This is a genomic window from Paraburkholderia sp. BL27I4N3 (genome assembly GCF_003386115.1).
In the GTDB taxonomy this organism is placed as follows: Bacteria; Pseudomonadota; Gammaproteobacteria; order Burkholderiales; family Burkholderiaceae; genus Paraburkholderia.
On record NZ_QREJ01000001.1, the window covers coordinates 7,120,054 to 7,144,928 of the forward strand.

A 24,875-nucleotide genomic window follows, 5' to 3' on the forward strand; every position below is an offset into this window, starting at 1 on the left:
AGCAACCGTACCGCGCACATCGATGCGTCTTTGAGTTTGAGACACGCAGCGACCAACGTCGCAAAGCCTGTGTATTCAGAAGGATTAAGAAAAAATGTCAACTATTCTAATTATTGACGACCATCCTGCGTTCCGCATGATCATCAAAATGCAACTCGTGCAATTGCTTGGCGTTGAAAATGTGCTCGAGGCCGATAACGGCCAGACCGCTGTCGAGATGGCCCGAATCCATACTCCGGAGCTCGCCATACTGGATCTCGACATTCCGCGCATTAGTGGACTCGATGTGATTCCACGTCTCAAACTCGTTCATCCGCCGATCCGCCTGATGGTCTTGTCTGGGCAAGATCCGGCCACGTTCGCGCCGCGCGCGATGCGCTCGGGTGTCCACGGTTTCGTCGGCAAGTCGCAGGAGATGAAGGAGATCATGCGCGGTGTCGAAGCGGTGCTCGCCGGCTACACCGTGTTCCCGGTGATGAAGCACGGCGGCGGTATTGCGCTCGTCGATGGCCGGGGAGGCGAGGAGGCGAGAATCGGTTTGCTGTCTGATAAAGAGCTGGTGATTTTGCAGATGCTTTCAAAAGGCATGTCGAACAAGGCGATTGGAGACGCCCTGTTTATCAGCGATAAAACCGTCAGCACATACAAGAGCCGTATCCAGGAGAAACTCGGCCTGACGTCGTTGGCAGGACTCATTGAGTTCGCGACTTTGCACCGGTTGGTCGAGTAGGTTCGCGGCTATGAAAACGGTGTGCCTGTCTCGCTCCGCTCGGTGCATAGGAAACCAAACGATAAGCGATCTACTGGATTCGGCGTCCGCGGATTCCTGCGTTTTTGTCTTCAAAGACAGAGCGACGAACGCGCGCGATCTTCAACGCGCCGTTCACCGTCGAACAACGGGAGTTATCCGTAGAAATGGCTAACGGCAACACACCGGTGTCTTTTTTTGCCCGCGTCGCGCAGTCATCGGAGAGCTCATCAAGCGTTCCTTTTGAGCCCTTTGAAACGCGTTTCCTGGACGCGTTGTCCGAAGAGGGCGTCGACCTCAACGCGTTTCTCAACCACTGGCGTCAAGCAATGAATGACGACCTCGCGCGCCTCGACGCGTTACCTCGTGATGGCGACTTCGACCATTTCCCTAGTGTGCTGCATCGCCTGAGCGGCGCAGTGGCGCTCGTCGGCGCGCATAGTTTGATGGACGCGTTGCAGCGTGCGAGCTTGTCGCCGCCGGAACAGGGCGCTGCGGCAATCGACGCGCTAACTGCGCGCGCCAGAACCCTCGTTGCGCAACTTGAAGCCACGTCCCGCGCCTTCCGGAGCAGCTCACAATGAACCGACCGCTTGCCTTGATCGAAGGCGATCTGGCGCTTCCGAGTCTGCGGCCCTTCGACGCCCTGCCGCCGCCTTTCGGTTCGTGGCGTCGTCAGGCGCGGACCGCGGCGCGACGTGAACCGCAACCCGCTGCACACGTCGCCGCGCAACAGGTGATTCAGAATGCGATGCGGCGTTCGGCGTCGCCAGCGAGTCGTGGGCTGGTTCCACCCGGCGCCAAGGTTCTCTTTCTTTACAAGCTGCCGCAGCAACCCGACCATTCGCATCGTTTTGAGGAGCAACTGGCCGAAGCCCGGTACTACCTTGGGATGGGCGGAGCGCGTCCGAGTTCGACCCGTTCCGATCACGTCCTCGGCGCGGCAATTTTCGCGAGCTGTAGCATCGCGCTGGCCTGGTTGCTGGCCACCTGTGCGAAGCATGATGCCGACAGGACGACCGCCGCGGCCAGCGCAAGAACACAATCGGTCGCGTCGATGGACAGCGGTGCGACAGCGATTCGTCCGCGAGAGCAAGCTAAACCGGCGCAACCGTCGGCCGAATTCGCCGGGACGACCACGCGGAGTGCGCCATCGGCCGCTAGCTCGGGGCCGAAGTCGACAGCGCCCGGCGCTCCCAAGTCGCCGGACGCGATACGTGACACGACTGTTCGCGGCACGCCGAAGCCACAGCACGTCGAACACCTCGAGCCTCGGCCCACTGGCCGCGTGTCCATACGGCACATGGCGCCGATCGAACTCGCAACGGCCCACTACCAGACGCCGATGGCACGCCTCAGCAAACTGCAAATCGACAAACGTCTCGCACTCAGCCGCGCGACCAACCCAGCCACGCAGCCTTCCGCGTCGAAACAGTCTGAACGGACAGAACGGACAGAACGGATTGAGCAGCCCGAACGCCCCACGTCCGCAACCGACGCAGCCGAGCGCGCAGCGCTAGGCGACTGGGCGGCACAACAGCGTCGCTCGAAGATCACAACGCGCGTCAGCACACCCACACCAGGCGACACCGACTGGAACGCCCGCATGACCCAGCGCCGCATCACAGACAGCCCCGACGCCTTCCAGACAGGCCGCGCCCAAAAGTAAGCAGCGAAAAAAAAGCCCGACCACCGGTCGGGCTTCAAAGTCAGCTGCGTCCTCCACAGGACGCAGCTCCTGCAAAACAGCTCGTAGCGACTACTCAGGTAAGCAAAGACCTCAAGCAGCCAGCAACGAACGCAGCACGAACGGCAGAATCCCGCCGTGCTTGTAGTAGTCGACTTCGATCGGCGTGTCGATACGCAGCAGCACCTGCACGCGCTTTTCCTTGCCGTCCTTGTCGCGGATCACCAGGGTCACTTCCTGTTGCGGCTTGAAGTCAGCGCCCAGGCCTTCGATGTCGTACGTTTCTTCGCCGGTGATGCCGAGCGATTGCACGCTATCCGAGCCCATGAACTGCAGCGGCAGAACGCCCATGCCGACCAGGTTCGAACGGTGGATCCGCTCGAAGCTGCGTGCGACAACGGCTTTCACGCCCAGCAGTTGCGTACCCTTCGCAGCCCAGTCACGCGACGAGCCCGTGCCGTACTCTTCGCCCGCGAACACCACGGTCGGCGTGCCGGCGTCGATGTACTTCATCGCTGCGTCGTAGATCGACATTTGTTCGCCGTCCGGCTGGTGAATCGTCAGGCCGCCTTCCACGCGCGAGCCGTCTGCCTTCGTCGGGATCATCAGGTTCTTGATGCGGACGTTCGCGAACGTGCCGCGCATCATCACGTCATGGTTGCCGCGACGCGAGCCGTAGCTGTTGAAGTCGGCCTTCTGCACGCCGTTTTCCTTCAGCCACTTGCCTGCCGGCGAGTCTTCCTTGATCGAACCAGCGGGGCTGATGTGGTCGGTCGTGACCGAATCCCCGAAGATGCCCAGCGCGCGTGCGTCCTTGACGGCGGCGATGCTGTCGGCCGGCGTCATCGAGAAGTCCTTGCCGAAGAACGGCGGCTCAGCGATGTAGGTCGACTTCGGCCAGTCGTAGACTTGACCTTCTTCGCCCTCGATTTTGCTCCACAGATCGCCCTTCTTGGTCAGCGCCGAGTAGTTCTTGCGGAACGCGTCGGCGTCCAGCGCGAACTTGAGCAGTTCGTTGACTTCTTCGCTGGTCGGCCAGATGTCGCCCAGGTAGATGTCCTTGCCGCCCTTGCCCTTGCCGACCGGTTCGGTCATCAGGTCGCGCGTAATGTTGCCGGCGATCGCATAAGCGACGACCAGCGGCGGCGAGGCCAGGAAGTTGGCGCGGATGTTCGGGTGAATGCGCGCTTCGAAGTTACGGTTGCCCGACAGCACCGCTGCCGCGACGATGTCGTTCTTCGTGATCGCTTCGTTCAGTTCCGGCGTCAGATCGCCCGCGTTGCCGATACAGGTCGTGCAACCGTAAGCGGCCAGCGTGAAGCCGAGCTTGTCGAGGTACTTCATCAAGTCGGTCTTCGTCAGGTATTCCGTGACGATGCGCGATCCCGGCGCCAGCGACGTCTTGATGTGCGGCGCGACCGTCAGGCCGGCTTCGACCGCCTTCTTCGCCAGCAAGCCGGCGGCCAGCAGCACGCTCGGGTTCGAGGTGTTCGTGCACGACGTGATCGCGGCAATCAGGATGTCGCCGTTCTTCACGTCGACGCCGTTGCTCGTCGTGTATTGCGCTTCGAGATCGTCCGCCTTCTTCGCGAAGCCATTTTCCGCAACCGGCTTCGAGAACAGGTCGCTGAAGGTCGACTTCACGTGCCCGATTTCGATACGGTCTTGCGGGCGCTTCGGACCTGCCAGCGACGGCGTCACCGTGCCGAGATCCAGCGTGACGACCTTGGTGTAGTCGATCTGGCCAGCCTTCGGAATACCGAACAGACCTTGCGCCTTGAAATAGTTTTCGAAGGCGGCGATTTCGGCGTCGGTGCGGCCCGTGCCCTTGAAATAGTCGATCGTCTTTTCGTCGACCGGGAAGAAGCCCATGGTCGCGCCGTACTCCGGTGCCATGTTGCCGATCGTCGCGCGGTCGGGCAGCGACAGCGATGCCGTGCCTTCGCCGAAGAATTCGACGAACTTGCCGACCACTTTTTCCTTGCGCAGTAGTTCGGTGACGGTCAGAACCAGGTCGGTCGCCGTCAGGCCTTCGCGCAGCTTGCCCTTCAGTTCGACGCCGACCACGTCCGGCGTCAGGAAATACACCGGCTGGCCGAGCATGCCGGCTTCCGCCTCGATACCGCCCACGCCCCAGCCCACCACGCCGATGCCGTTGATCATGGTGGTGTGGCTGTCCGTGCCGACCAGCGAATCCGGGTAGTAGACCGTGTCCGCGCCTTCAGCCTTCTTGTGCACGCCGCGTGCGAGGTATTCCAGGTTCACCTGGTGAACGATACCGACGCCCGGCGGCACGACCTTGAACGTGTCGAATGCCTGCATGCCCCACTTCATGAACTGATAGCGCTCGTTGTTGCGCTGGAATTCCAGTTTCATGTTCAGGTCGAGCGCGTTCTTTTCGCGGAAGTGATCGATCTGCACCGAGTGATCGACGACCAGATCGACCGGGACCAGCGGCTCGATCGACTTCGGATTCTTGCCCATGTTTTTCGCGACACCGCGCATTGCCGCGATGTCGGCGAGCAGCGGCACGCCGGTAAAGTCTTGCAGCACGACGCGCGACACGACGAACGGGATTTCGTCGACGCGCGCTGCGGTCGGCTTCCAGTTGGCGAGTTGCTCGATGTGTTCTTCGGCGATTTTCTTGCCGTCGTAGTTACGCAGCACCGATTCCAGCACGATTCGGATCGAAACCGGCAGGCGGTCGATCTTGATGTTCAGCGCCTTGCCGAGTTGCGGCAGGGAGTAGAACTTGCCTTTGCCGGAACCGCTGTCGAATTCCTTGAGCGTTTTGTGGAGGTTGTGGGCCATGGTGTTTTCCTTGGTTTGATCGCGGAACTACAGTACATAACTAGATGACGTAAAGATCGACGTATTCATTGACCGGCATGGCTTCGAGCCTTGCCTGATCGAGCGACACGTCGAGAATCGCCAGTTGTTGCTTGACCGGAAAGCGGCGCGCGAGGTTGGTCCTGAACTTCTCGACCAGCAACGGTATGCCTTCTTCGCGACGACGCTTATGACCGATCGGGTATTCGACTACGACCTCGTCGAATGTCGAGCCGTCGTTGAATTCGATCGTCAGTGCATTGGCGATCGAACGCTTCTCCGGATCGTGGTAATCCTGCGTGAATTGCGCGTCTTCGACGCATTCCATTTTCGCGCGCAGCACATCGATGCGAGCGTCCTGCGCGGTCGAATCTTCATAATCCGCGGCCGTCAGGCGGCCGTGGATCAGCGGCACGGCGATCATGTACTGAATGCAATGATCGCGGTCGGCCGGATTGTTCAGCGGACCTTTTTTATCGATGATGCGAATCGCGGCCTCGTGCGTGCGGATCGTGATCTTGCGGATGTCTTCCACGCGCTTTCCCGCCGCGGCGAGTTGCTCATGCAACTTCATCGCGGCTTCCACCGCCGTTTGCGCATGGAATTCTGCCGGAAAAGAAATCTTGAAGAGCACGTTTTCCATCACGTACGAACCGTACGGACGCTGGAACTTGAATGCGTTGCCCTTGAAGAGCACGTCGTAAAAGCCCCAGGTCTTCGCGGTCAGCACCGACGGATAGCCCATCTCGCCAGTCTTCGCGATCAGCGCGAGACGCACGGCGCGTGAGGTCGCGTCGCCCGCCGCCCACGACTTGCGCGAGCCGGTATTCGGCGCGTGGCGATACGTGCGCAGCGCGTGCCCATCGACAAACGCCTGCGACACCGCGTTGATCAGTTCGTCGCGCGTGAGGCCGATCAGTTGGCCGACCACCGCAGTCGACGCCAGTTTCACCAGCAATACATGATCGAGCCCCACCTTGTTGAAGGAGTTTTCGAGCGCGATACAGCCTTGAATTTCGTGCGCCTTGATCATGGCGATCAACACGTCTTTCATCGCCAGCGGCGTTTTGCCCGCTGCGATGGCGCTGCGCGAGAGCCAGTCGGCCGTCGCCAGAATTCCGCCGAGGTTATCCGACGGATGCCCCCATTCGGCGGCAAGCCAGGTGTCGTTGAAGTCGAGCCAGCGGATCATGGCGCCGATATTGAAGGCGGCCTGAACGGGATCCAGCTGGAACGACGTGCCCGGCACCTTCGCGCCGTTGGGGACGATCGTGCCCGGCACGATCGGTCCCATCAGTTTGGTGCAGGCCGGGTAGGTGAGCGCCTCGAGTCCGCAGCCGAGCGTATCGATCAGGCAGTGACGCGCGGTTTCCAGCGCGAGCGTGCTGTCGATCTGATAATCCAGAACGTAGTCGACGATATCGGTCAGGACTGGGTCCGGAGCGGGTCGCACGTTGGAAATCGGAGCGGACATCGGGGAGCTTTCCTGATGACGATATTTAGTTGCTGGTCTTGTCGATCGCGTTCGATTGCGTCGGAGCCGGCGCGCCTTGCGCCATGGCTGCCGTCTTGCATTCGTCGGCCAGACGCGAGCTGTCCTTGTCCGAGAACAACATTGCCTTCGTCGGGATCACGACCAGGTCCATGCCGGTTGCGGCGTCGTGGAAGCGGTCGGCGCCCGTGGTGGTCGCTTCGCGCGGCAGATTGTAATTTTTGTTAGCCCAGTGAACCGTGACGATCTGGTCACGCTTCATGTCACCCTTCAGTTCGAAAGCCAGGCCTTCGTTGCACGACCACTTTTCCGCGCCATCCGGCACCGGATCGACCTTCGCTTCCTTGGCCGGGTTCGCTTTGCGCTTGATCAGGCGTTTCGGTTGCGGGCGCTTTGCAGTAGCCTTGGCAGCCGGTTTCGTGGTGGTCGCCGTTTGCGCGGCGGCGTCAGTCGCGACGGACAGCATCGTCGTGGACAGGGCGCCAATCACGGCGGCGATCATCAGCTTTTTCATAGAGAAAACCTTTCTATCTAGTTTCAGTTAAACATTCCGCGGGCTACCGGTCCTGGCGACCGCGTGGTTGAACTGCACGCGCTTTGAAAGCGCACAGCGACCGCTATTTTCTCCTATTTAGCGGCAGGTACTTCAAATTCTCAGGTCCGGTGTAATTCGCGCTCGGACGGATGATCTTGTTGTCGACGCGCTGCTCGATGATGTGCGCGCTCCAGCCGGCCGTGCGCGCGATCACGAAGAGCGGCGTGAACATTGCCGTGGGCACGCCCATCATGTGATACGAGACCGCGCTGAACCAGTCCAGATTCGGGAACATCTTCTTCGCCTCCCACATCACCGACTCCAGCCGCTCGGCGATATTGAACAGCTTGCTGTTGCCGGCTTCCTTCGAGAGCTTTTTGGCGATTTCCTTGATGACCTTGTTGCGCGGATCGGAGATCGTGTACACCGGGTGGCCGAAACCGATCACCACTTCCTTGTTCTCGACGCGCTTTCTGATGTCCGCTTCGGCTTCGTCCGGCGTCTGGTAGCGCGACTGGATCTCGAACGCGACTTCATTGGCGCCGCCGTGCTTCGGTCCGCGCAGCGCACCGATCGCGCCGGTGATCGCCGAATAGATGTCCGAGCCCGTGCCGGCGATCACGCGGCCCGTGAAGGTCGATGCGTTGAATTCGTGCTCGGCGTACAGGTTCAGCGACACATGCATCGCGTCGACCCAAGCCTTTGACGGCTCCACGCCGTGCAGCAGATGCAGGAAGTGGCCGCCGATCGAATCGTCGTCGGTTTCCACTTCGATGCGCTTGCCGTTGTGCGAGTAGTGGTACCAGTAAAGCAGCATCGAGCCGAGCGAGGCCATCAGCTTGTCGGCGATATCGCGCGCGCCCGGCAGGTTGTGATCGTCTTTCTCCGGCAGCACGGTGCCGAGCACCGACACGCCGGTGCGCATCACGTCCATCGGATGCGCGGCGGCCGGGATCCATTCGAGCGCGGCCTTGATGTTGGCGGGCAGCCCGCGCAGCGCCTTCAGCTTCGTTTTGTACGCGGTCAGTTCGGCCTGGGTCGGCAGCTTTTCGTGCACGAGCAAATAGGCGATTTCTTCGAATTCGCAGGCGCTCGCGATATCCAGAATGTCATAGCCGCGGTAATGCAGGTCGTTGCCGGTCTTGCCGACCGTGCAGAGGGCCGTGTTGCCCGCTGTCACGCCGGACAGGGCGACGGATTTCTTCGGTTTGAAGCCGCTTTGGGATTGGTCGCCGCCTTGTGCACCAGCGGTTTGCGTCGTTTCGCTCATCTCCCGCAATCTCCTTTGTGCCTGCTCGATGCTTCTGATTGACCTGTGCGTTCAACGCCCGTCTCGCGCAGCGCCACACAGAGGGCTGTTTCGACTGCCTCACGGCGTGTGGATAGACCGCTCACAACAGCCGCGCCGATTGCCGCAGCGACTTTCACGCTTATGATCCTGCTGGAACGTCAGTGCCCACTTTCGCGAAGAGCGGCGCCGCGTCTTGCGGGACGGCGCGCCCCGTCGCTTGCGCTCGACGCAGCACCGACCAGTAGTACCGATAGCTCGCGCGGTCGTGCAACGTGTCGTGATGGCGCGTCGGACCCCACTGCGCGGACTGCGCGGCGAGCAGGATTTCGGTGGCGGTGATGATCTCTTCGTCGCGTGGCGCGAATGCGGCGACGATTGCTTCGATCTGCGCCGGATGGATGCTCCACATGCGCGTATAGCCGAACTCGTTGCGGGCGCGCGCGGCGTCGTTGGCGACCACGCTCATGTCGCGCACCTCCGTGCTGACGTTATGCGAAGGCACTTTGCCGTATGCATGGCAGGCAGCCGAGATTTCGAGCTTCGCGCGCCGCACCAGCGGATGATCGAACTGGCCGGGCGAGCGCATGGCGGTATCGGGAATCGCGCCGTTGTGCGCGGAGACGAAGTCCATCAGGCCGAAGCTTAGCGCTTCCACGCCGGGCAGCGCGGCCAGATCGAACACGCGCGTCAGCGCGCCGTGCGTTTCGACCAGCAATTGCACCGGCACCGGTTGCGCGATCCCGAGTTCGCGCCGCGTCGCCTCGATGAATGCGACCATCTCGGCGGCATCGGGGACGTTGCGGATTTTCGGCAGGGTGATGTAAGCAGGCGCTCGCTTCGCGGCACGGAGAATGAGACGGACGTCGTCGCGCCAGTGCGCGTGATCGAAGTCGTGAATCCGCACGCCGACGCGGCCGAAGTGGTCATGCTCGCTGCCCAGCAACGACGCGACCAGCTCCGCGTGCTCCGTTTCGCGGCCGACCTGCGCGCCGTCTTCGCAATCGAGCGTGATGTCGAACACAGGGCCCAGTTGCTGCTGCAAGGCCAACGATTTCAGCATCAGCTTTTCGCTGCCGGCGTAGTGATCGCAGGCAGGCAGCACGGCGGGCGGCACTTCGCCGTCAAACAGCACTTCGGCGGGTGTGAGGGCGCGCATTCTCGGCGTCAGGAGCGTGGGTAATGTTTGGTTTGGAGAAATCCGATTCGGGTGCGCTCTGCCGGACCATCGCGGTAACTGCGCAAAACGCGCTCGGATCAGACGCGAATAGCAGCATTCGCATGTAAAAAACCGGAACCCGCCACGGCAGGGGCTGTAAGCGCCGCGCGAGACTTTTCGCTTCGCGCCAGGCCCCCGAGGGCAGCCTGGCGTTCTCTCACGAGTTCCGGTTCGTCTGCATCAGCCAGCCGCTTAGCCGAGCAGGTGTTGAACGCCTTCGCGCTCTTCCAGCAGTTCGTTCAGCGTGCCGTCCATCTTTTCGCGCGAGAACGCGTCGATTTCCAGGCCTTCGACGCGCTTGTACTCGCCGTTTTCGCACGTGACGGGCACACCGTAGATGATGTCTTCCGGAATGCCGTACGAACCGTCCGACGGAATACCCATGGTGACCCACTTGCCGTTCGTGCCGAGCACCCAGTCACGCACGTGGTCGATCGCCGCGTTAGCCGCCGACGCTGCCGACGACAGGCCGCGCGCTTCGATGATCGCTGCGCCACGCTTGCCGACGGTCGGGATGAACGTGTTGCGGTTCCATTCGTCGTCGTTTATCAGCTTGGTCAGGTCTTGACCTTCTGCCGTTGCAAAGCGGAAGTCCGGGTACATGGTCGGCGAGTGGTTGCCCCACACAGCCAGCTTTTCGATCGACGCGACCGGCTTGCCCGACTTGGCGGCCAGTTGCGACAGCGCGCGGTTGTGGTCCAGGCGCAGCATGGCGGTGAAGTTCTTCTTCGGCAGATCCGGCGCCGACTTCATGGCGATGTAAGCGTTCGTGTTGGCCGGGTTGCCGACCACCAGCACCTTCACGTCGCGGCTCGCGACCTTGTTCAGCGCCTTGCCCTGAACCGTGAAGATTTCGGCGTTAGCCGACAGCAGGTCTTTACGCTCCATGCCTTTCGAACGCGGACGTGCGCCGACCAGCAGGGCCACGTCTGCATCCTTGAATGCGACTTCGGGATCGTCGGTGATTACGACGCCCGACAGCAGCGGGAATGCGCAATCATCCAGTTCCATCACGACGCCTTTGACGGCGCCTTGCGCTTGCGGCAGGTCGAGCAGTTGCAGGACCACCGGCTGATCCTTGCCGAGCAGATCGCCATTGGCGATGCGAAACAGCAGGGAGTAAGCGATTTGACCTGCGGCGCCGGTGACGGCAACGCGCTTTGCGGGCTTAGCCATTGAGAAATCTCCAGGACGATGCGTTAGACGCTAGGGAAAACGCCATTCTATATGCGCGTTCAGCGAAGCGTTATGAAACACGGCGGAATTCACTGTCGCGGACTGCCTCGGAATCTGCCGAGGCCGAGCGGCGTGTTGCGGCGAGACCGCCATGCCGGAATCTGTACTGCCGCACGGGAGCGGAATTCGAGGCGCCGGGTAGCCGCTGCACGGTGCGGGCTCCTGCAAACAGCGCGTTTCGGCAAGCGTCTGACCAGCGAATGGCGGCGAAATCGAAACCTGAACTGCGTGGGAACAGCATGGTGCAGAGTGGCCGCCGGTGCGTCGCGGCGCTGCATCAAGCAGCCGCCGAAAATCCCGCAAACCCTTGCTCGACAAGGAGTGTAGGAGTCGTCAGAGGCAAAGTCAACATTATCTTATGTCTTATATAAGACATATCTGTTGCGGGGAAACCCTAGACGCGGCCTAGCCCTTTATGATGAAATGCGCGCATGAATTCGAACCCGGCGAACACCACGAATCCGAGCGGCCAAGGGGTGGCGGGTGAGGGTGTACCCGCTGCGTCTACTGCCACGTCGCCCACTTTCAGTCCTTTGTATCAGCAGATCAAAGGGTTGATCACGCAGAGCCTTGAAAGCGGCGAGTGGAAGCCGGGCGAAATCATTCCTAGTGAAGTCGAGTTGGCGGCCAGATACAAGGTCAGTCAGGGAACGGTGCGCAAAGCGATCGACGAACTTGCCGCCGACAACCTGCTGGTGCGCCGCCAGGGTAAGGGCACGTTTGTTGCGACGCACAATGAAGACCGCGCCCAGTTTCGCTTCCTCAGATTACTGGCCGATGACGGCGCGGAACACCCGCACGTCAGCCGTCTGCTCGAATGCCGGCGTCTGCGCGCTTCGGCGGACATTGCCCGGCAACTCGATCTGAAGCCGGCCGATCCGGTCGTATTGATCAAGCGCTTGCTGCAGTTCGACGGCGAGGTCACCGTACTCGACGAAATCTGGCTGCCGGGCGCCGTGTTCCGCGGCCTGACGCTCGAGCGGCTGTCGGAGTATAAAGGTCCCCTCTACGCGATGTTCGAGACTGAGTTCGGCACCCGCATGATCCGCGCCACGGAGAAGATCCGCGCGGTCGCGGCCGAGCCTTCCGTGGCCGATCTGCTGCATGTGCCCGCGGGTTTTCCGCTGCTATCGGTCGAGCGCGTGTCCTATACATATGGGGACCGGCCGGTTGAAGTGCGCCGCGGTTGGTATGTCACAACCGGGTATTACTATCAGAACGACCTAAGCTGAATCGGGCTGAATAAGGGCGCTGCGTCCCACACGCGCGCCTGTTTGAAGGCGCCTTTATCGCGCGTGCTGTAACGGACCTGTCGTGGTTTTCGCTGCAGCGCGATATAAAAAGGCGCTAAAATTGCGGATTAGTGTGACTACATAGTAGGGGTCTAGCATGGCTGAAGCCGTAAAAAAACCGAGGCCGGAATTCCGGAACATCGGTATCGGGCAGATATTGACGGCGTACCGTCTACCGCTAGCGGGGCGAGTATCGATCTTGCACCGCTTGAGCGGTGGTCTGCTTTTTGTTTTTCTTCCGTTCCTGCTGTACCTCTTCGATCAGAGCCTCACTTCTGAACTCAGTTTCGAAGTCTTCAAAGGTTTCCTCTCCAACATCATCGTCAAGCTCATCACGCTCGTTCTCGCGTGGGCCTTCCTGTTTCACTTCTGCGCCGGCGTCCGTCACTTGCTGATGGACACGAACCACAACGCAGTAACGAAGGAAAAGGGCAAGTCGACCTCCATCGTCGTTCTCGTCGTGTCGTCGTTGCTCACCATTGCATTCGCGGCAAAACTGTTCGGAGCATTCTAAAAAATGTCATCAAATAACCGAATCGGTTCGAAGCGTCTTGTTGTCGGCGCGCATTACGGTCTGCGCGACTGGCTGGCGCAGCGCATCACGGCCACGATCATGGCGGTCTACACCGTCATTCTGCTCGCCTGGTTCTTCGGCGCGCGCGATTTCTCGTACGACGGCTGGGCCTCGATCTTCGCCACGCAATGGATGAAGCTCGCCACGTTCGTCACGCTGCTTTCGCTGTTCTATCACGCGTGGGTGGGTATCCGCGACATCTGGATGGACTACGTGAAGCCCGTTGGCATCCGCCTGTTGCTTCAAGCGCTGACGATCGTCTGGCTGCTCGCGTCGGCGGGCTACGCTGCGCAGATTCTCTGGAGAGTGTAAAAGAATGGCTGCAATCAAGAATTCTCTGCCGCGTCGCAAGTTTGACGTGGTTATCGTCGGCGCAGGCGGCTCGGGGATGCGCGCTTCGCTGCAACTCGCGCGCGCCGGTCTGTCGGTCTGCGTGCTGTCCAAAGTGTTCCCGACGCGTTCGCACACGGTTGCTGCTCAAGGCGGCATCGGCGCATCGCTCGGCAACATGAGCGAAGACAACTGGCACTACCACTTCTACGACACGATCAAGGGTTCCGACTGGCTCGGCGACCAGGACGCGATCGAGTTCATGTGCCGCGAAGCACCGAACGCCGTCTATGAACTCGAACACATGGGCATGCCGTTCGACCGTAACGCGGACGGCACGATTTACCAGCGCCCGTTCGGCGGCCACACCGCGAACTACGGCGAAAAGCCGGTGCAACGCGCTTGCGCGGCGGCTGACCGGACCGGTCACGCGCTGCTGCACACGCTGTATCAGCAAAACGTCGAGGCCAAGACGCAGTTCTTCGTCGAATGGATGGCGCTGGATCTGATCCGCGACTCCGAAGGCGACGTGCTTGGCGTGACCGCGCTGGAAATGGAAACCGGCGACGTCTACATTCTCGAAGGCAAGACCACGCTGTTCGCCACAGGCGGCGCGGGCCGGATTTTCGCGGCGTCGACCAACGCGTTCATCAACACCGGCGACGGCCTGGGCATGGCGGCGCGTTCGGGCATCGCGCTGCAAGACATGGAATTCTGGCAGTTCCACCCCACCGGCGTGGCCGGCGCGGGCGTGCTGATTACCGAAGGCGTGCGCGGCGAAGGCGGCATTCTGCGCAACTCGAACGGCGAGCGTTTCATGGAACGCTACGCGCCTACGTTGAAGGATCTGGCGCCGCGTGACTTCGTGTCGCGTTCGATGGACCAGGAAATCAAGGAAGGCCGCGGCGTGGGTCCGAACAAGGATCACGTGCTGCTCGACCTGTCGCACATTGGCGCCGAGACGATCATGAAGCGTCTGCCGTCGATCCGCGAAATCGCGCTGAAGTTCGCGAACGTCGATTGCATCAAAGAGCCGATCCCGGTCGTGCCGACCATCCACTATCAGATGGGTGGTATTCCGACGAACATCCATGGCCAGGTCGTGGGTACGTCGAAGGGTCACGAAGTGCCGGTCAACGGTTTCTACGCAGTGGGCGAATGCTCGTGCGTGTCGGTGCACGGCGCGAACCGCCTCGGCACGAACTCGCTGCTCGACCTGGTGGTGTTCGGCCGCGCAGCCGGCAACCACATCGTCAAGCACGTGAAGGAAATCAAGGAGCACAAGCCGCTGCCGGCCGACGCCGCTGATTTCGCGCTGTCGCGTCTGGCGAAGCTCGATAGCTCGTCCTCGGGCGAGTACGCGCAATCGGTTGCCAACGACATCCGCGGCACGATGCAGAAGCACGCCGGCGTGTTCCGCACCTCGGCGTTGCTGGCCGAGGGCGTCGAGCGCATCCGCGAAGTAGCTGACCGCGTCGACAGCATCCACCTGAAAGATAAGTCGAAGGTGTTCAACACGGCGCGCGTGGAAGCGCTGGAAGTGGCGAACCTGATCGAAGTGGCCCGCGCCACGATGGTTTCCGCCGAAGCGCGTAAGGAAAGCCGTGGCGCGCACGCGCAGAACGACTTCGAACATCGCGACGACGAAAACTGGCTGCGCCATACGCTGTGGTTCAGCGAAGGCGATCGCCTCGACTACAAGCCGGTTCACATGCAACCGCTGACGGTCGAATCGGTTCCGCCGAAAGCGCGGACCTTCTAAGGCACAAGTCAAAGGAATTCAGAAATGGCAAAGCGTACATTTGAAATTTACCGCTACGACCCGGACAAGGACGCAGCGCCGCGCATGCAAACGTACGAGATTGAGATTGACTCGCACGAACGCATGCTGCTCGACGCGCTGCTGAAGTTGAAGGCAGTTGACGAAACGCTGTCGTTCCGCCGTTCGTGCCGCGAAGGCGTGTGCGGTTCGGACGCCATGAACATCAACGGCAAGAACGGTCTGGCCTGCCTGCAGAACATGAACGATCTGCCGCAAAAGATCGTGCTGCGTCCGCTGCCGGGACTGCCGGTCATTCGCGACCTGATCGTCGACATGACGCAGTTCTTCAACCAGTATCATTCGATCAAGCCGTACCTGATCAACGATACGCCGCCGCCGGAAAAGGAACGTCTGCAGTCGCCGGAAGAGCGCGACGAGCTCGACGGCCTGTACGAATGTATTCTGTGCGCTAGCTGCTCGACATCGTGCCCGAGTTTCTGGTGGAATCCGGACAAGTTCGTCGGCCCGGCTGGCCTGCTGCAAGCCTACCGTTTCATCGCGGACAGCCGCGACGAAGCGACGGGCGAACGGCTGGACAACCTGGAAGATCCGTACCGTCTGTTCCGTTGCCATACCATCATGAACTGTGTCGACGTTTGCCCGAAAGGCCTGAACCCGACCAAGGCGATTGGCAAGATCAAGGAATTGATGGTTCGCCGCGCTGTCTGAGATGGAATCAACATCGCATCAGTCCGACCCTCTCCGCCGCGCGCGTCTTCGCTGGCGCGCGCGGCGGGGCCTGCTGGAAAACGATCTGATCTTTGAGCGTTTTTTCAGCCGATATGAGCATGACCTCAGTGATGCAGATGTGGGCGCCCTCACGCGCCTGCTCGAGCTGAGCGATAACGACCTGATGGACTTGCTGCTCGTACGCAAGGAACCGGAAGGCGACCTTGCCGACCCGGATGTAATCCGGGTGCTGGAGCTGCTGCGGAATGCCTGACCGGCGTAGCCGGCTTTGAGCGCAGCTTGTCCGTTGTTCCAGGCGTGCAATTATCGAAACCCTGTTTCCATACTTCGATTGAGGATGTGCTATGACCCCGTCAGATGTTAAAGCCACGCTATCGTTCAGCGACAATTCGCCGAGCGTTGAAATGCCGATTTACAAGGGCACTCTCGGCCCGGACGTGATCGACATCCGCAAACTGTACGGCCAGACTGGCAAGTTCACGTACGACCCGGGCTTCATGTCGACGGCGGCTTGCAATTCGGCGATCACCTACATCGACGGCGACAAGGGCGAGCTGCTGTATCGCGGTTATCCGATCGACAATCTGGCGCAGAACGCCGACTTCCTCGAAACCTGCTACCTGCTGCTGAAGGGCGAATTGCCGAACGCGGAGCAGAACGCCGAATTCGTGAAGACGGTCACGAACCACACGATGGTGCATGAGCAAATGCACTTCTTCTTCCGTGGTTTCCGTCGCGACGCGCACCCGATGGCGATTCTGGTCGCCGCGGTCGGCGCATTGTCGGCGTTCTATCACGACTCGCTGGACATCAACAACCCGCGTCACCGTGAAGTGTCGGCCATTCGCATGATCGCGAAGCTGCCGACGCTGGTCGCCATGGCGTACAAGTACAGCATCGGCCAGCCGTTTGCGTACCCGAAGAACGACCTGTCGTACAGCGCGAACTTCATGCACATGATGTTCTCGAACCCGTGCGAAGAGTACAAGGTCAACGACGTGCTGGTGCGCGCGCTGGATCGCATCCTGATCCTGCACGCGGACCACGAGCAGAATGCATCGACCTCGACCGTGCGTCTCGCCGGTTCGTCGGGCGCGAACCCGTTCGCGTGTATCGCAGCCGGTATCGCATGTTTGTGGGGCCCGGCGCACGGCGGTGCGAACGAAGCCGCATTGAACATGCTGGAAGAAATCGGCTCGGTCGACAACATTCCTGAGTTCATCAAGCAGGTGAAGGACAAGAACTCGGGCGTGAAGCTGATGGGCTTCGGTCACCGCGTCTACAAGAACTACGACCCGCGTGCGAAGCTGATGCGCGAAACCTGCCACGAAGTGCTGGAAGAACTGGGCCTGCACGACGACCCGCTGTTCAAACTGGCCATGGCGCTGGAAAAGATCGCGCTGGAAGACGAATACTTCGTGTCGCGCAAGCTGTACCCGAACGTCGATTTCTACTCGGGTATCGTGCAGCGCGCGCTGGGCATTCCGACGTCGATGTTCACGTGTATCTTCGCGATGGCACGTACGGTCGGCTGGATTGCACAGTGGAACGAAATGATTGCGGATCCGGAACAGAAGATTGGCCGTCCGCGTCAGCTGTTCATCGGCGACACGCAGCGTGAAGCGAAGCCGATCGCGCAACGTTGATCGGGTTTGAGCCCGCTTGATTCGTAGTGGCCGCGTGCGCTGCGAGTGAGGGCGGATGCTGCTGATAAAAACGCCCCGACGGGTTTTCCGTCGGGGCGTTTTGTTTTCAGCTTCCTGTCCCGCGCACTGAGCATGCATTTGCACGGCGGTGCAGCAGGCGGCGGTGGTTCTTTGCAAACCAAGTCTGTTCTGGCGCTCGGCGGATTGCCTCCATCGCTGCTCGCAACGGCCGTTGACATCTGCAGCGGCCTTCAACGTTTCGACTGGCAGGAAATGGGTCGAGCGCGGAGTCTCGCGACGCGGTCGGGTCATCACCGCGATTCTGCTTCGGCCGAAGCGTCCGACAGATCATTGGGCATGGTCATGTTGAAGCAGAGGATGCCGTCGATCAAGGCGATAACGCCGAGCACCTGGTCGGCGAAAGGACCCGGCAACCGCATGTTGAGGCGCTTGCATAACTGCTCAAGGAAGTACGCGACCATGTCGTGCTTTTGCAGGTATAGGGCGTTCACATGTCGGCGGAATTTGCCATCACGCATGGCATGCAAACGTGCCTCAGCCCAGATGATGCAGCTGTTGTTGTCGCGATAGCATTGCGCGTACAACAAGGTGAGCTGTGCTTGCAGGTTTTCGCCGGGCGGTGCGGCGTCTCGCAGCTTCTGCAAGCTTTCTTGCATGTTCTGGTGATCGAGCCGGAGCAGTTCGACGAATAGATCGCTCTTGCTGCTGAAGTTCGAGTAGAACGCGCCACGGCTATAGCCGGCCTGGGCTGCGATATCCTCCACGCTAGTTGCGGCAAACCCTTTTTCGGCGATGCTCGACGCTGCTGCGTCGAGCAAGCGCCGCCGGGTTCGCTCGCGACTTTCGGCTCGCGTCGTTCGTTTGTGTGGCATGCGGCAAAGCGCTCATATAGCAAAGAACGATGGCCAGAATCCACGCTACCGGCAAATCGTGGGGCGCGTAGGGTTGCTACTTGACGGCGACCGCTTCGGATTCGCGAGGTTGCCATCCGCCGCCGAGCGCCTTGAAGGCGGCAACCGCTGCGCGTGCGGATTCGGTTTGCGCCTGCACCCGCTCATCGGAGGCGCGCAGCAGGTTGTCGTCGGCCTGCAAGACTTCGATCAGGCTGACGACGCCTTTTTGATAGGCCGCGAAGGAGGCGGCTCGCGCCCGGCCGAGCGAGTTCACTCCCTGCGCGAGTACCGTGGCCTCTTCCTCCCGCTTGACGAGTGCCGAGAATGAGTTCTCGACGTCTTCGGTTGCATGAAGCGCGGCGAGCCGATACGCGGCCAGCATTTCCGCCTGCTGCCCCTTGGCCTGCTCGATCTGCGCATTGATGCGGCCGAAATCGAACAGACGCCAGCGCAGCCCCAGCACGCCGGCGGCCTGATTGGCGCCGGTACTGAACAGGTTGCCGCTGGCCACCGAGGTGGCGCTGCCGAGCAGTCCACTGAGCGACACCTTGGGGTAATACTCGGCGACGGCCACGCCGATGCGCGCGTTCGATGCAGCAAGGCGACGCTCGGCCACGATCAGGTCGGGCCGGCGCCTGAGCAACTCTCCCGGGGATCCTGTGTCCGCGATCCGCGGGGCGACCGGGATGTCGCCAGCGTCGACCAGTTCGGCTCGATGCGTGCCGGGCTGTGAACCCAGCATTACATCCAGCGCGTTCATCGCTGCATCCAGACCCGCCTCGAGGACCGGGACGGATGCCTGAACCTGCGATAGCGCACCTTCGGTTTGGCTTACCTGAAGGTCGGCCGCCAATCCTTTGCTATACAGGAGGTTGATGGTCGAAAGCAGACTCTGCTGCGTCTGCACCTGCCGTCGGGCGACCTTCAGACGAGCCTGCAAGCCACGAATCGTGATGTAGATATCGGCAGTCTGCGCCGCCACAGCCAGGCGCGTGGCCGCCGCGCCCGCTTCCGAAGCCTGATATTCGGCAAGTGACGCTTCCCGGCTGCGGCGCAGTCCTCCGAACACGTCCAGTTCCCAGCTCGCGTTGAAATTGGCCTCATAGTCGTTACCGTAACGGTCGAAATTGGGCGTCGAATTCAGGACCTGCCCCAAGGGGGTTTCTACAGATTGATAGACTCTCGCCGCCTGGCCGCTGACGTTACCGGAGGGCAGCAACGCGGCAGTCGCCGCCCCGAGGCCCGAGCGCGCCTGAGCGACGCGAGCGGCGGCCTGCGCAAGGTCCAGGTTTTGTTCCAGCGCGAGCGTAACGAATCGTGTAAGTTGCGGATCGCCGAAGCCGGTCCACCACGTAACAAGGTCGGCACTGGCCGCCGCTTGCCGGTAATCCACCGCGGCCTGGCCCTGGAAATGGTCCGGCATGGCAACCTTGGGCCGGACATAATCGGGGCCTACAGCGCAGCCTGCCGAGAGGCCGGCGGCCATGACGGCGGCAAGGATGTGTACACGTAGCATGAGCGTCTTCGCAAAGTCCGGGTGTGACTATAATACCAAATGGTCACTAGTTGTCTACTCCTGTATGCTATACCCATGAAAAACACCACCACTCCTCCCACCCCATCGCGCGGCCCCGCAGACCACGAAGTGCGGGATCAGATCGTTGGCGCCGCCACGGAGCACTTCAGCCGGTATGGCTACGAGAAAACGACGGTCTCCGACCTCGCGAAAGCCATCGGTTTTTCGAAGGCCTACATCTACAAGTTCTTCGAGTCCAAGCAGGCCATCGGCGAGATGATCTGCGCGAACTGCCTGAACGAGATCGAAACCGAGGTCAGGGCGGCCGTCGCACAGACCGATCTGCCGCCAGAAAAGCTGCGGCGAATGTTCAGCGTGTTCACCGAAGCGAGCCTCCGGCTTTTTTTCCAGGACCGTAAGCTCTACGAGATTGCCGCATCGGCGGCCACGGAGAACTGGCAGGCGGTAGTTTCGTATGAAGAGCGCATCCAGAAGTTGCTTCAGGACGTCCTGCAGGAGGGCAGGCAGAGCGGAGACTTCGAGCGCAAAACGCCGCTCGATGAGACCGCGATGGCGATCTATCTGGTGATGCGCCCCTACCTCAACCCATTGCTACTGCAGTACAGCTTCGACTACACCAAGGTCGCCCCTGCGCAGTTGTCCAGTCTTGTGCTCCGCAGTCTGTCCCCTTGACGGAATTCTCCGATGTGACCATTGACTAAATTGGTCACAAGAACCACAATGAAAGCCCCGATCACTCCGTCTATGGGTCTTTCATGCTCCGGCGTCGCCTTGCTACCTCTACAGTCGTCTGTGCACTGCCACTTGCGCTAGTCGCCTGCGGCGCAAAAGCACCGTCCGATCCGCGTACCGAAGCGCCCCTGGTACGCGCCGCCATCGCTCAGGCGGCGATCCCCGCCTCCCGTTCGTTTACCGGAACCGTCGCCGCGCGCGTGCAGAGCGATCTCGGATTTCGCGTCTCCGGCAAGGTGCTGGAGCGGCTGGTGGATGCCGGGCAAACCGTCAAGCGTGGTCAGCCGCTGATGCGCATCGATCCCATCGATCTAAGGCTTGCCGCGCAGGCCCGGCAGGACGCGGTCACCGCCGCGCGAGCGCGGGCGCAGCAGACCGCGCAGGATGAAGAGCGCTACCGCGACCTGCGCGGCACCGGCGCGATATCGGCATCGGCCTATGACCAGATCAAGGCGGCGGCCGATGCCGCCAAAGCTCAGCTCAGTGCGGCCGAGGCTGACGCCGGCGTTGCGCGCAATGCGACGGGTTATGCCGGGCTGGTAGCGGACGGCGATGGCGTCGTGATGGAAACGCTGGCGGAACCGGGCCAGGTCGTGAGCGCCGGCCAGCCCGTGGTGCGTTTGGCCCACGCCGGGCGCCGCGAGGCTGTGATCCAGTTACCCGAAACCTTGCGCCCCGCCGTCGGTTCGGCCGCCCAGGCCACGCTGTTCGGCAACGGCGGCGCGAGCGTACCGGCAACGCTGCGCCAGCTCTCGGAGGCAGCGGATGCGCGTACCCGGACCTTTGAAGCGCGGTATGTGCTGCAAGGAGAACTGGCCGACGCCCCACTGGGCGCCACGGTGACGGTCCAGATTCCGGATGCGCGTTCCGCCGTCCCAGGCGGTTTACAGGTGCCGATCGGCGCGCTGTTCGACGCGGGCAAGGGACCAGGGGTGTGGGTCATCAACGGCGAACCTGCAAAGGTTTTCTGGCGGCCCGTTACTGTCGAACATCTTGACGACGATAGCGCCCGCGTCGCCGGCAAGATCAAGCAAGGCGACCGGATCGTCGCGCTCGGCGCGCAACTGCTGCGCGAAGGCGAACAGGTCCGGGTGACGGGTCAAGCCGTCGCCGTCGCTTCCGAGGGAGTCCGTCCGTGAGCGAAGGCCGTTTCAACCTGTCGGCGCTCGCTGTCCGCGAGCGCTCCATTACCCTGTTCCTGATCTGCCTGATCTCGCTGGCGGGCCTCGTTTCGTTCTTCAAGCTGGGCCGGGCGGAAGACCCCGCGTTCACGGTCAAGGTGATGACCATCATCACCGCCTGGCCGGGAGCCACGGCGCAGGAAATGCACGATCAGGTCGCCGAGAAGATCGAAAAGCGCATGCAGGAGCTGCGCTGGTACGACCGGACCGAAACCTACACACGGCCTGGGCTGGCCTTTACGACCTTGACCTTGCTCGACAGCACGCCGCCTTCGGAAGTGCAGGAGCAGTTCTACCAGGCTCGGAAAAAAATTAGCGACGAGGCGGCCAACCTTCCGTCTGGCGTGATCGGACCGCTGGTCAACGACGAATATGCCGATGTCACCTTCGCGCTGTTTGCGCTGAAGGCGAAGGGCGAGCCGCAGCGCCTGCTCGTGCGCGATGCCGAGACGCTGCGCCAACGGTTGCTGCACGTGCCGGGCGTGAAGAAGGTTGACATCATCGGCGAGCAGGCGGAGCGAATCTATATCCAGCTCTCACATGACCGGCTGGCAACGCTGGGCGTGAGCCCCGAGGACGTGTTCGCCGCGCTCAACGGTCAGAACGCCCTGACGCCGGCCGGCTCCGTGGAGACCAAAGGTCCGGAGGTGTTCATTCGCCTGGACGGTGCCTTTGACAACCTGCAGAAAATCCGCGACACGCCGGTCGTCGCGCAGGGCCGCACGTTGAAGCTGTCGGACATTGCCACGGTTACGCGTGGTTATGAAGACCCGGCGACGTTCATGATCCGCAACGACGGCGAACCTGCACTGCTGCTGGGCATCGTCATGCGCGAAGGCTGGAATGGGCTCGACCTCGGCAAGGCGCTGGACGGCGAGGTCGGCGCAATCAACGCCGGGCTGCCGCTCGGCATGAGCCTGACCAAAGTCACCGATCAGGCCGTCAACATTCATTCGGCGGTCGACGAGTTCATGGTGAAGTTTTTCGTCGCGCTGCTGGTGGTCATGCTGGTGAGCTTTGTCAGCATGGGCTGGCGTGTCGGCCTGGTCGTTGCCGCGGCCGTACCGCTGACACTCGCGGTCGTGTTCGTCGTGATGGCCGCAACCGGCAAAAACTTTGACCGCATCACGCTGGGGTCTCTGATCCTGGCGCTCGGCCTGCTGGTGGACGACGCGATCATCGCGATCGAAATGATGGTGGTGAAGATGGAGGGAGGCTACAGCCGCATCGCCGCCTCCGCCTACGCGTGGAGTCATACGGCCGCGCCGATGCTGGCGGGCACGCTGGTGACCGCCGTCGGCTTCATGCCCAATGGCTTCGCGCGCTCCACGGCCGGCGAATACACCAGCAACATGTTCTGGATCGTCGGCATTGCGCTGATCGCATCGTGGGTCGTCGCCGTGGTCTTCACGCCCTACCTGGGTGTGAAGATGCTGCCCGACTTCAAAAAGGTCGAAGGCGGTCACGGCGCGATCTACGACACGCCGCGCTACAACCGTTTCCGTCAGCTACTCACGCGCGTCATCGCGCGCAAATGGCTGGTCGCCGGTTCGGTCGTGGGTCTCTTCGTCCTGGCCATCCTCGGCATGGGCGTGGTCAAAAAACAGTTTTTCCCGATCTCCGACCGTCCGGAAGTGCTGGTCGAAGTGCAGATGCCCTATGGCACGTCGATCTCGCAAACCAGCGCCGCCACGACGAAGGTCGAAGCGTGGCTCGCGAAGCAGAAGGAAGCCAGGATCGTCACCGCGTACGTCGGGCAAGGCGCGCCCCGCTTTTACCTGGCGATGGGACCGGAACTGCCCGATCCGTCGTTTGCCAAGATCGTAGTGCGCACGGACAGCCAGGATGAACGCGACGCATTGAAGCAGCGACTGCGTCAGGCAGTCGCCAACGGTCTCGCCTCCGAGGCGCGCGTGCGGGTCACGCAACTCGTATTCGGTCCGTATTCGCCATACCCGGTCGCCTACCGTATCTCCGGACCCGACCCTGACAAGCTGCGCGGTATTGCGGGAGAAGTCGAGCGGGGCATGGAGGCCAGCCCGATGATGCGCACGGTCAACGCTGACTGGGGTACGCGCTCACCCACGCTGCACTTCACGTTGCAGCAGGATCGTTTGCAGGCGGTGGGGCTGACGTCCAGCGCCGTAGCGCAGCAACTGCAATTCCTCCTTACCGGCGTGCCTGTCACCGCCGTGCGTGAGGATATTCGAACCGTGCAGGTCGTCGCACGTTCGGCCGGCGATGTGCGTCTCGACCCGGCACGGCTCGGAGACTTCACGCTGGCCGGCGCGAATGGGCAACGCATTCCGCTGTCGCAGGTGGGCAAGGTCGACGTGCGCATGGAGGAGCCGATCATGCGCTGGCGCGATCGTGTGCCGACGATCACGGTACGTGGCGACATTGCCGACAACCTGCAGCCGCCGGACGTCTCGACGGCTATCACCAGAGAGCTGCAACCTGTCATCGCCAGGCTTCCGGCCGGCTACCGTATCGAAGAGGCGGGCTCCATCGAGGAATCGGCTAAAGCGACGAAAGCCATGTTGCCGCTCTTCCCCATCATGCTGGCGGTTACGCTCATCATCATCATCTTCCAGGTGCGCTCGATCTCCGCGATGGTGATGGTGTTCCTCACCAGCCCGCTCGGTTTGATCGGCGTGGTGCCGACGCTGATTCTGTTCCGGCAGCCGTTCGGTATCAACGCGCTGGTCGGCCTCATCGCGCTGTCGGGGATTCTGATGCGAAACACGCTGATCCTGATCGGGCAGATTCACCAGAACGAGCACGCCGGCCTGGATCCGTTTCAGGCGGTCGTCGAAGCCACCGTGCAGCGTGCCCGCCCGGTGATCCTGACCGCCATGGCGGCGGTTCTTGCGTTCATTCCGCTGACGCATTCGGTGTTCTGGGGAACCCTTGCGTACACGCTGATCGGCGGCACTTTTGCAGGAACGATTCTGACCCTGATCTTCCTGCCAGCCATGTATTCGATCTGGTTCAGGATCAGGCCCGACCATGCCGCAGGCTCGCAACAAGGCCGGCATGAGCGGACATCGCCTTCCGAACAGTTGCCACAGGATGCGCTCGACGTGCGCGGCTAAAACACAATCAATTCACTGTATCGAAGGA

At 61.5% G+C, this 24,875-nt stretch carries 21 protein-coding genes; 13 read left to right on the forward strand and 8 right to left on the reverse strand.

Features of this window, described 5'->3' with window-relative positions; all coding sequences use genetic code 11:
* Window positions 1–94: 94 nt before the first annotated feature.
* From B0G71_RS32325 to B0G71_RS32335, 3 genes are all read left to right on the forward strand, one after another.
* Complete coding sequence (locus B0G71_RS32325; protein WP_116146959.1) at window positions 95–730, forward strand: response regulator transcription factor; 636 nt, start codon at window positions 95–97, stop codon at window positions 728–730.
* Window positions 731–1,077: 347 nt separating this feature from the next.
* Window positions 1,078–1,332, forward strand: coding sequence for a hypothetical protein (locus B0G71_RS41065; RefSeq protein WP_147308730.1), 255 nt, complete (start codon window positions 1,078–1,080; stop codon window positions 1,330–1,332).
* Window positions 1,329–2,417 (forward strand): hypothetical protein, encoded by a 1,089-nt coding sequence (locus tag B0G71_RS32335; protein WP_116146963.1) that lies wholly within the window; start codon window positions 1,329–1,331, stop codon window positions 2,415–2,417. The genes B0G71_RS41065 and B0G71_RS32335 overlap by 4 nt, the downstream gene beginning before the upstream one ends.
* A 111-nt stretch (window positions 2,418–2,528) precedes the next feature.
* Here the strand turns inward: B0G71_RS32335 and acnA are convergent, their stop codons facing one another.
* The 6 genes from acnA to B0G71_RS32365 all read right to left on the reverse strand — a co-directional run bounded on the left by acnA (window position 2,529) and on the right by B0G71_RS32365 (window position 10,974).
* Window positions 2,529–5,246: an aconitate hydratase AcnA gene (gene acnA / locus B0G71_RS32340; RefSeq protein ID WP_116146965.1), complete on the reverse strand. Its 2,718-nt coding sequence runs from the start codon at window positions 5,244–5,246 to the stop codon at window positions 2,529–2,531.
* A 40-nt stretch (window positions 5,247–5,286) separates the two neighbouring features.
* Complete coding sequence (locus B0G71_RS32345) at window positions 5,287–6,738, reverse strand: bifunctional 2-methylcitrate dehydratase/aconitate hydratase (RefSeq protein WP_116146967.1); 1,452 nt, start codon at window positions 6,736–6,738, stop codon at window positions 5,287–5,289.
* 25 nt (window positions 6,739–6,763) lie between these two features.
* Window positions 6,764–7,270 carry a hypothetical protein gene (locus B0G71_RS32350; RefSeq protein ID WP_116146969.1) on the reverse strand — a complete coding sequence of 169 codons (507 nt, stop codon included), beginning with the start codon at window positions 7,268–7,270 and terminating at the stop codon, window positions 6,764–6,766.
* A 103-nt stretch (window positions 7,271–7,373) separates the two neighbouring features.
* On the reverse strand, window positions 7,374–8,561 hold the full coding sequence (gene prpC, locus B0G71_RS32355; protein WP_116146971.1) for a 2-methylcitrate synthase: 1,188 nt from the start codon (window positions 8,559–8,561) through the stop codon (window positions 7,374–7,376).
* A gap of 160 nt (window positions 8,562–8,721) precedes the next feature.
* Complete coding sequence (locus tag B0G71_RS32360) at window positions 8,722–9,738, reverse strand: CoA ester lyase (protein WP_116146973.1); 1,017 nt, start codon at window positions 9,736–9,738, stop codon at window positions 8,722–8,724.
* 252 nt (window positions 9,739–9,990) lie between these two features.
* Window positions 9,991–10,974: a malate dehydrogenase gene (locus B0G71_RS32365; protein ID WP_106313340.1), complete on the reverse strand. Its 984-nt coding sequence runs from the start codon at window positions 10,972–10,974 to the stop codon at window positions 9,991–9,993.
* Between the two features lie 491 nt (window positions 10,975–11,465).
* On the opposite strand from B0G71_RS32365, the gene B0G71_RS32370 reads away from it, so the two are divergent.
* The 7 genes from B0G71_RS32370 (at window position 11,466) to gltA (ending at window position 17,388) form a co-directional block, all read left to right on the forward strand.
* A complete protein-coding gene (locus B0G71_RS32370; RefSeq protein ID WP_116146975.1) occupies window positions 11,466–12,266 on the forward strand; it encodes a GntR family transcriptional regulator in 801 nt (266 codons plus the stop codon).
* Between the two features lie 157 nt (window positions 12,267–12,423).
* Window positions 12,424–12,840 carry a succinate dehydrogenase, cytochrome b556 subunit gene (sdhC, locus tag B0G71_RS32375; RefSeq protein WP_116146977.1) on the forward strand — a complete coding sequence of 139 codons (417 nt, stop codon included), beginning with the start codon at window positions 12,424–12,426 and terminating at the stop codon, window positions 12,838–12,840.
* Window positions 12,841–12,843: 3 nt separating this feature from the next.
* Window positions 12,844–13,212 (forward strand): succinate dehydrogenase, hydrophobic membrane anchor protein, encoded by a 369-nt coding sequence (gene sdhD, locus B0G71_RS32380; protein ID WP_116146979.1) that lies wholly within the window; start codon window positions 12,844–12,846, stop codon window positions 13,210–13,212.
* 4 nt (window positions 13,213–13,216) lie between these two features.
* A complete protein-coding gene (gene sdhA, locus B0G71_RS32385) occupies window positions 13,217–14,992 on the forward strand; it encodes a succinate dehydrogenase flavoprotein subunit (RefSeq protein WP_116146981.1) in 1,776 nt (591 codons plus the stop codon).
* Between the two features lie 24 nt (window positions 14,993–15,016).
* Window positions 15,017–15,721, forward strand: coding sequence for a succinate dehydrogenase iron-sulfur subunit (locus tag B0G71_RS32390; RefSeq protein WP_012428644.1), 705 nt, complete (start codon window positions 15,017–15,019; stop codon window positions 15,719–15,721).
* Between the two features lies 1 nt (window position 15,722).
* On the forward strand, window positions 15,723–15,995 hold the full coding sequence (locus B0G71_RS32395) for a succinate dehydrogenase assembly factor 2 (protein WP_106282590.1): 273 nt from the start codon (window positions 15,723–15,725) through the stop codon (window positions 15,993–15,995).
* A gap of 91 nt (window positions 15,996–16,086) precedes the next feature.
* Window positions 16,087–17,388: a citrate synthase gene (gene gltA, locus B0G71_RS32400; RefSeq protein WP_012428642.1), complete on the forward strand. Its 1,302-nt coding sequence runs from the start codon at window positions 16,087–16,089 to the stop codon at window positions 17,386–17,388.
* Between the two features lie 311 nt (window positions 17,389–17,699).
* Here the strand turns inward: gltA and B0G71_RS32405 are convergent, their stop codons facing one another.
* Window positions 17,700–18,281 (reverse strand): TetR/AcrR family transcriptional regulator, encoded by a 582-nt coding sequence (locus tag B0G71_RS32405; RefSeq protein WP_116146983.1) that lies wholly within the window; start codon window positions 18,279–18,281, stop codon window positions 17,700–17,702.
* Window positions 18,282–18,357: 76 nt separating this feature from the next.
* On the reverse strand, window positions 18,358–19,818 hold the full coding sequence (locus tag B0G71_RS32410) for an efflux transporter outer membrane subunit (RefSeq protein WP_116146985.1): 1,461 nt from the start codon (window positions 19,816–19,818) through the stop codon (window positions 18,358–18,360).
* Window positions 19,819–19,893: 75 nt separating this feature from the next.
* On the opposite strand from B0G71_RS32410, the gene B0G71_RS32415 reads away from it, so the two are divergent.
* From B0G71_RS32415 to B0G71_RS32425, 3 genes are all read left to right on the forward strand, one after another.
* A complete protein-coding gene (locus B0G71_RS32415; protein WP_116149077.1) occupies window positions 19,894–20,511 on the forward strand; it encodes a TetR/AcrR family transcriptional regulator in 618 nt (205 codons plus the stop codon).
* Window positions 20,512–20,594: 83 nt separating this feature from the next.
* A complete protein-coding gene (locus B0G71_RS32420) occupies window positions 20,595–21,710 on the forward strand; it encodes an efflux RND transporter periplasmic adaptor subunit (RefSeq protein WP_116146987.1) in 1,116 nt (371 codons plus the stop codon).
* Entirely contained in the window at window positions 21,707–24,847 is a 3,141-nt protein-coding gene (locus B0G71_RS32425) for an efflux RND transporter permease subunit (protein WP_116146989.1), read from the forward strand. The genes B0G71_RS32420 and B0G71_RS32425 overlap by 4 nt, the downstream gene beginning before the upstream one ends.
* The last annotated feature ends 28 nt before the right edge of the window (window positions 24,848–24,875 follow it).

Excerpts from the sequence above, each read along its gene's own strand:
- prpC (WP_116146971.1), bottom strand. The coding sequence starts at position 8,561 with ATGAGCGAAACGACGCAAACCGCTGGTGCACAAGGCGGCGACCAATCC.
- gltA (WP_012428642.1), top strand. The coding sequence starts at position 16,087 with ATGACCCCGTCAGATGTTAAAGCCACGCTATCGTTCAGCGACAATTCG.
- B0G71_RS32345 (WP_116146967.1), bottom strand. The coding sequence starts at position 6,738 with ATGTCCGCTCCGATTTCCAACGTGCGACCCGCTCCGGACCCAGTCCTG.
- sdhD (WP_116146979.1), top strand. The coding sequence starts at position 12,844 with ATGTCATCAAATAACCGAATCGGTTCGAAGCGTCTTGTTGTCGGCGCG.
- B0G71_RS32350 (WP_116146969.1), bottom strand. The coding sequence starts at position 7,270 with ATGAAAAAGCTGATGATCGCCGCCGTGATTGGCGCCCTGTCCACGACG.
- B0G71_RS32420 (WP_116146987.1), top strand. The coding sequence starts at position 20,595 with ATGCTCCGGCGTCGCCTTGCTACCTCTACAGTCGTCTGTGCACTGCCA.
- B0G71_RS32325 (WP_116146959.1), top strand. The coding sequence starts at position 95 with ATGTCAACTATTCTAATTATTGACGACCATCCTGCGTTCCGCATGATC.
- sdhC (WP_116146977.1), top strand. The coding sequence starts at position 12,424 with ATGGCTGAAGCCGTAAAAAAACCGAGGCCGGAATTCCGGAACATCGGT.
- B0G71_RS32360 (WP_116146973.1), bottom strand. The coding sequence starts at position 9,738 with ATGCGCGCCCTCACACCCGCCGAAGTGCTGTTTGACGGCGAAGTGCCG.
- sdhA (WP_116146981.1), top strand. The coding sequence starts at position 13,217 with ATGGCTGCAATCAAGAATTCTCTGCCGCGTCGCAAGTTTGACGTGGTT.
- acnA (WP_116146965.1), bottom strand. The coding sequence starts at position 5,246 with ATGGCCCACAACCTCCACAAAACGCTCAAGGAATTCGACAGCGGTTCC.
- B0G71_RS32405 (WP_116146983.1), bottom strand. The coding sequence starts at position 18,281 with ATGCCACACAAACGAACGACGCGAGCCGAAAGTCGCGAGCGAACCCGG.
- B0G71_RS32390 (WP_012428644.1), top strand. The coding sequence starts at position 15,017 with ATGGCAAAGCGTACATTTGAAATTTACCGCTACGACCCGGACAAGGAC.
- B0G71_RS32370 (WP_116146975.1), top strand. The coding sequence starts at position 11,466 with ATGAATTCGAACCCGGCGAACACCACGAATCCGAGCGGCCAAGGGGTG.
- B0G71_RS41065 (WP_147308730.1), top strand. The coding sequence starts at position 1,078 with ATGAATGACGACCTCGCGCGCCTCGACGCGTTACCTCGTGATGGCGAC.
- B0G71_RS32415 (WP_116149077.1), top strand. The coding sequence starts at position 19,894 with ATGAAAAACACCACCACTCCTCCCACCCCATCGCGCGGCCCCGCAGAC.
- B0G71_RS32410 (WP_116146985.1), bottom strand. The coding sequence starts at position 19,818 with ATGCTACGTGTACACATCCTTGCCGCCGTCATGGCCGCCGGCCTCTCG.
- B0G71_RS32335 (WP_116146963.1), top strand. The coding sequence starts at position 1,329 with ATGAACCGACCGCTTGCCTTGATCGAAGGCGATCTGGCGCTTCCGAGT.
- B0G71_RS32365 (WP_106313340.1), bottom strand. The coding sequence starts at position 10,974 with ATGGCTAAGCCCGCAAAGCGCGTTGCCGTCACCGGCGCCGCAGGTCAA.
- B0G71_RS32395 (WP_106282590.1), top strand. The coding sequence starts at position 15,723 with ATGGAATCAACATCGCATCAGTCCGACCCTCTCCGCCGCGCGCGTCTT.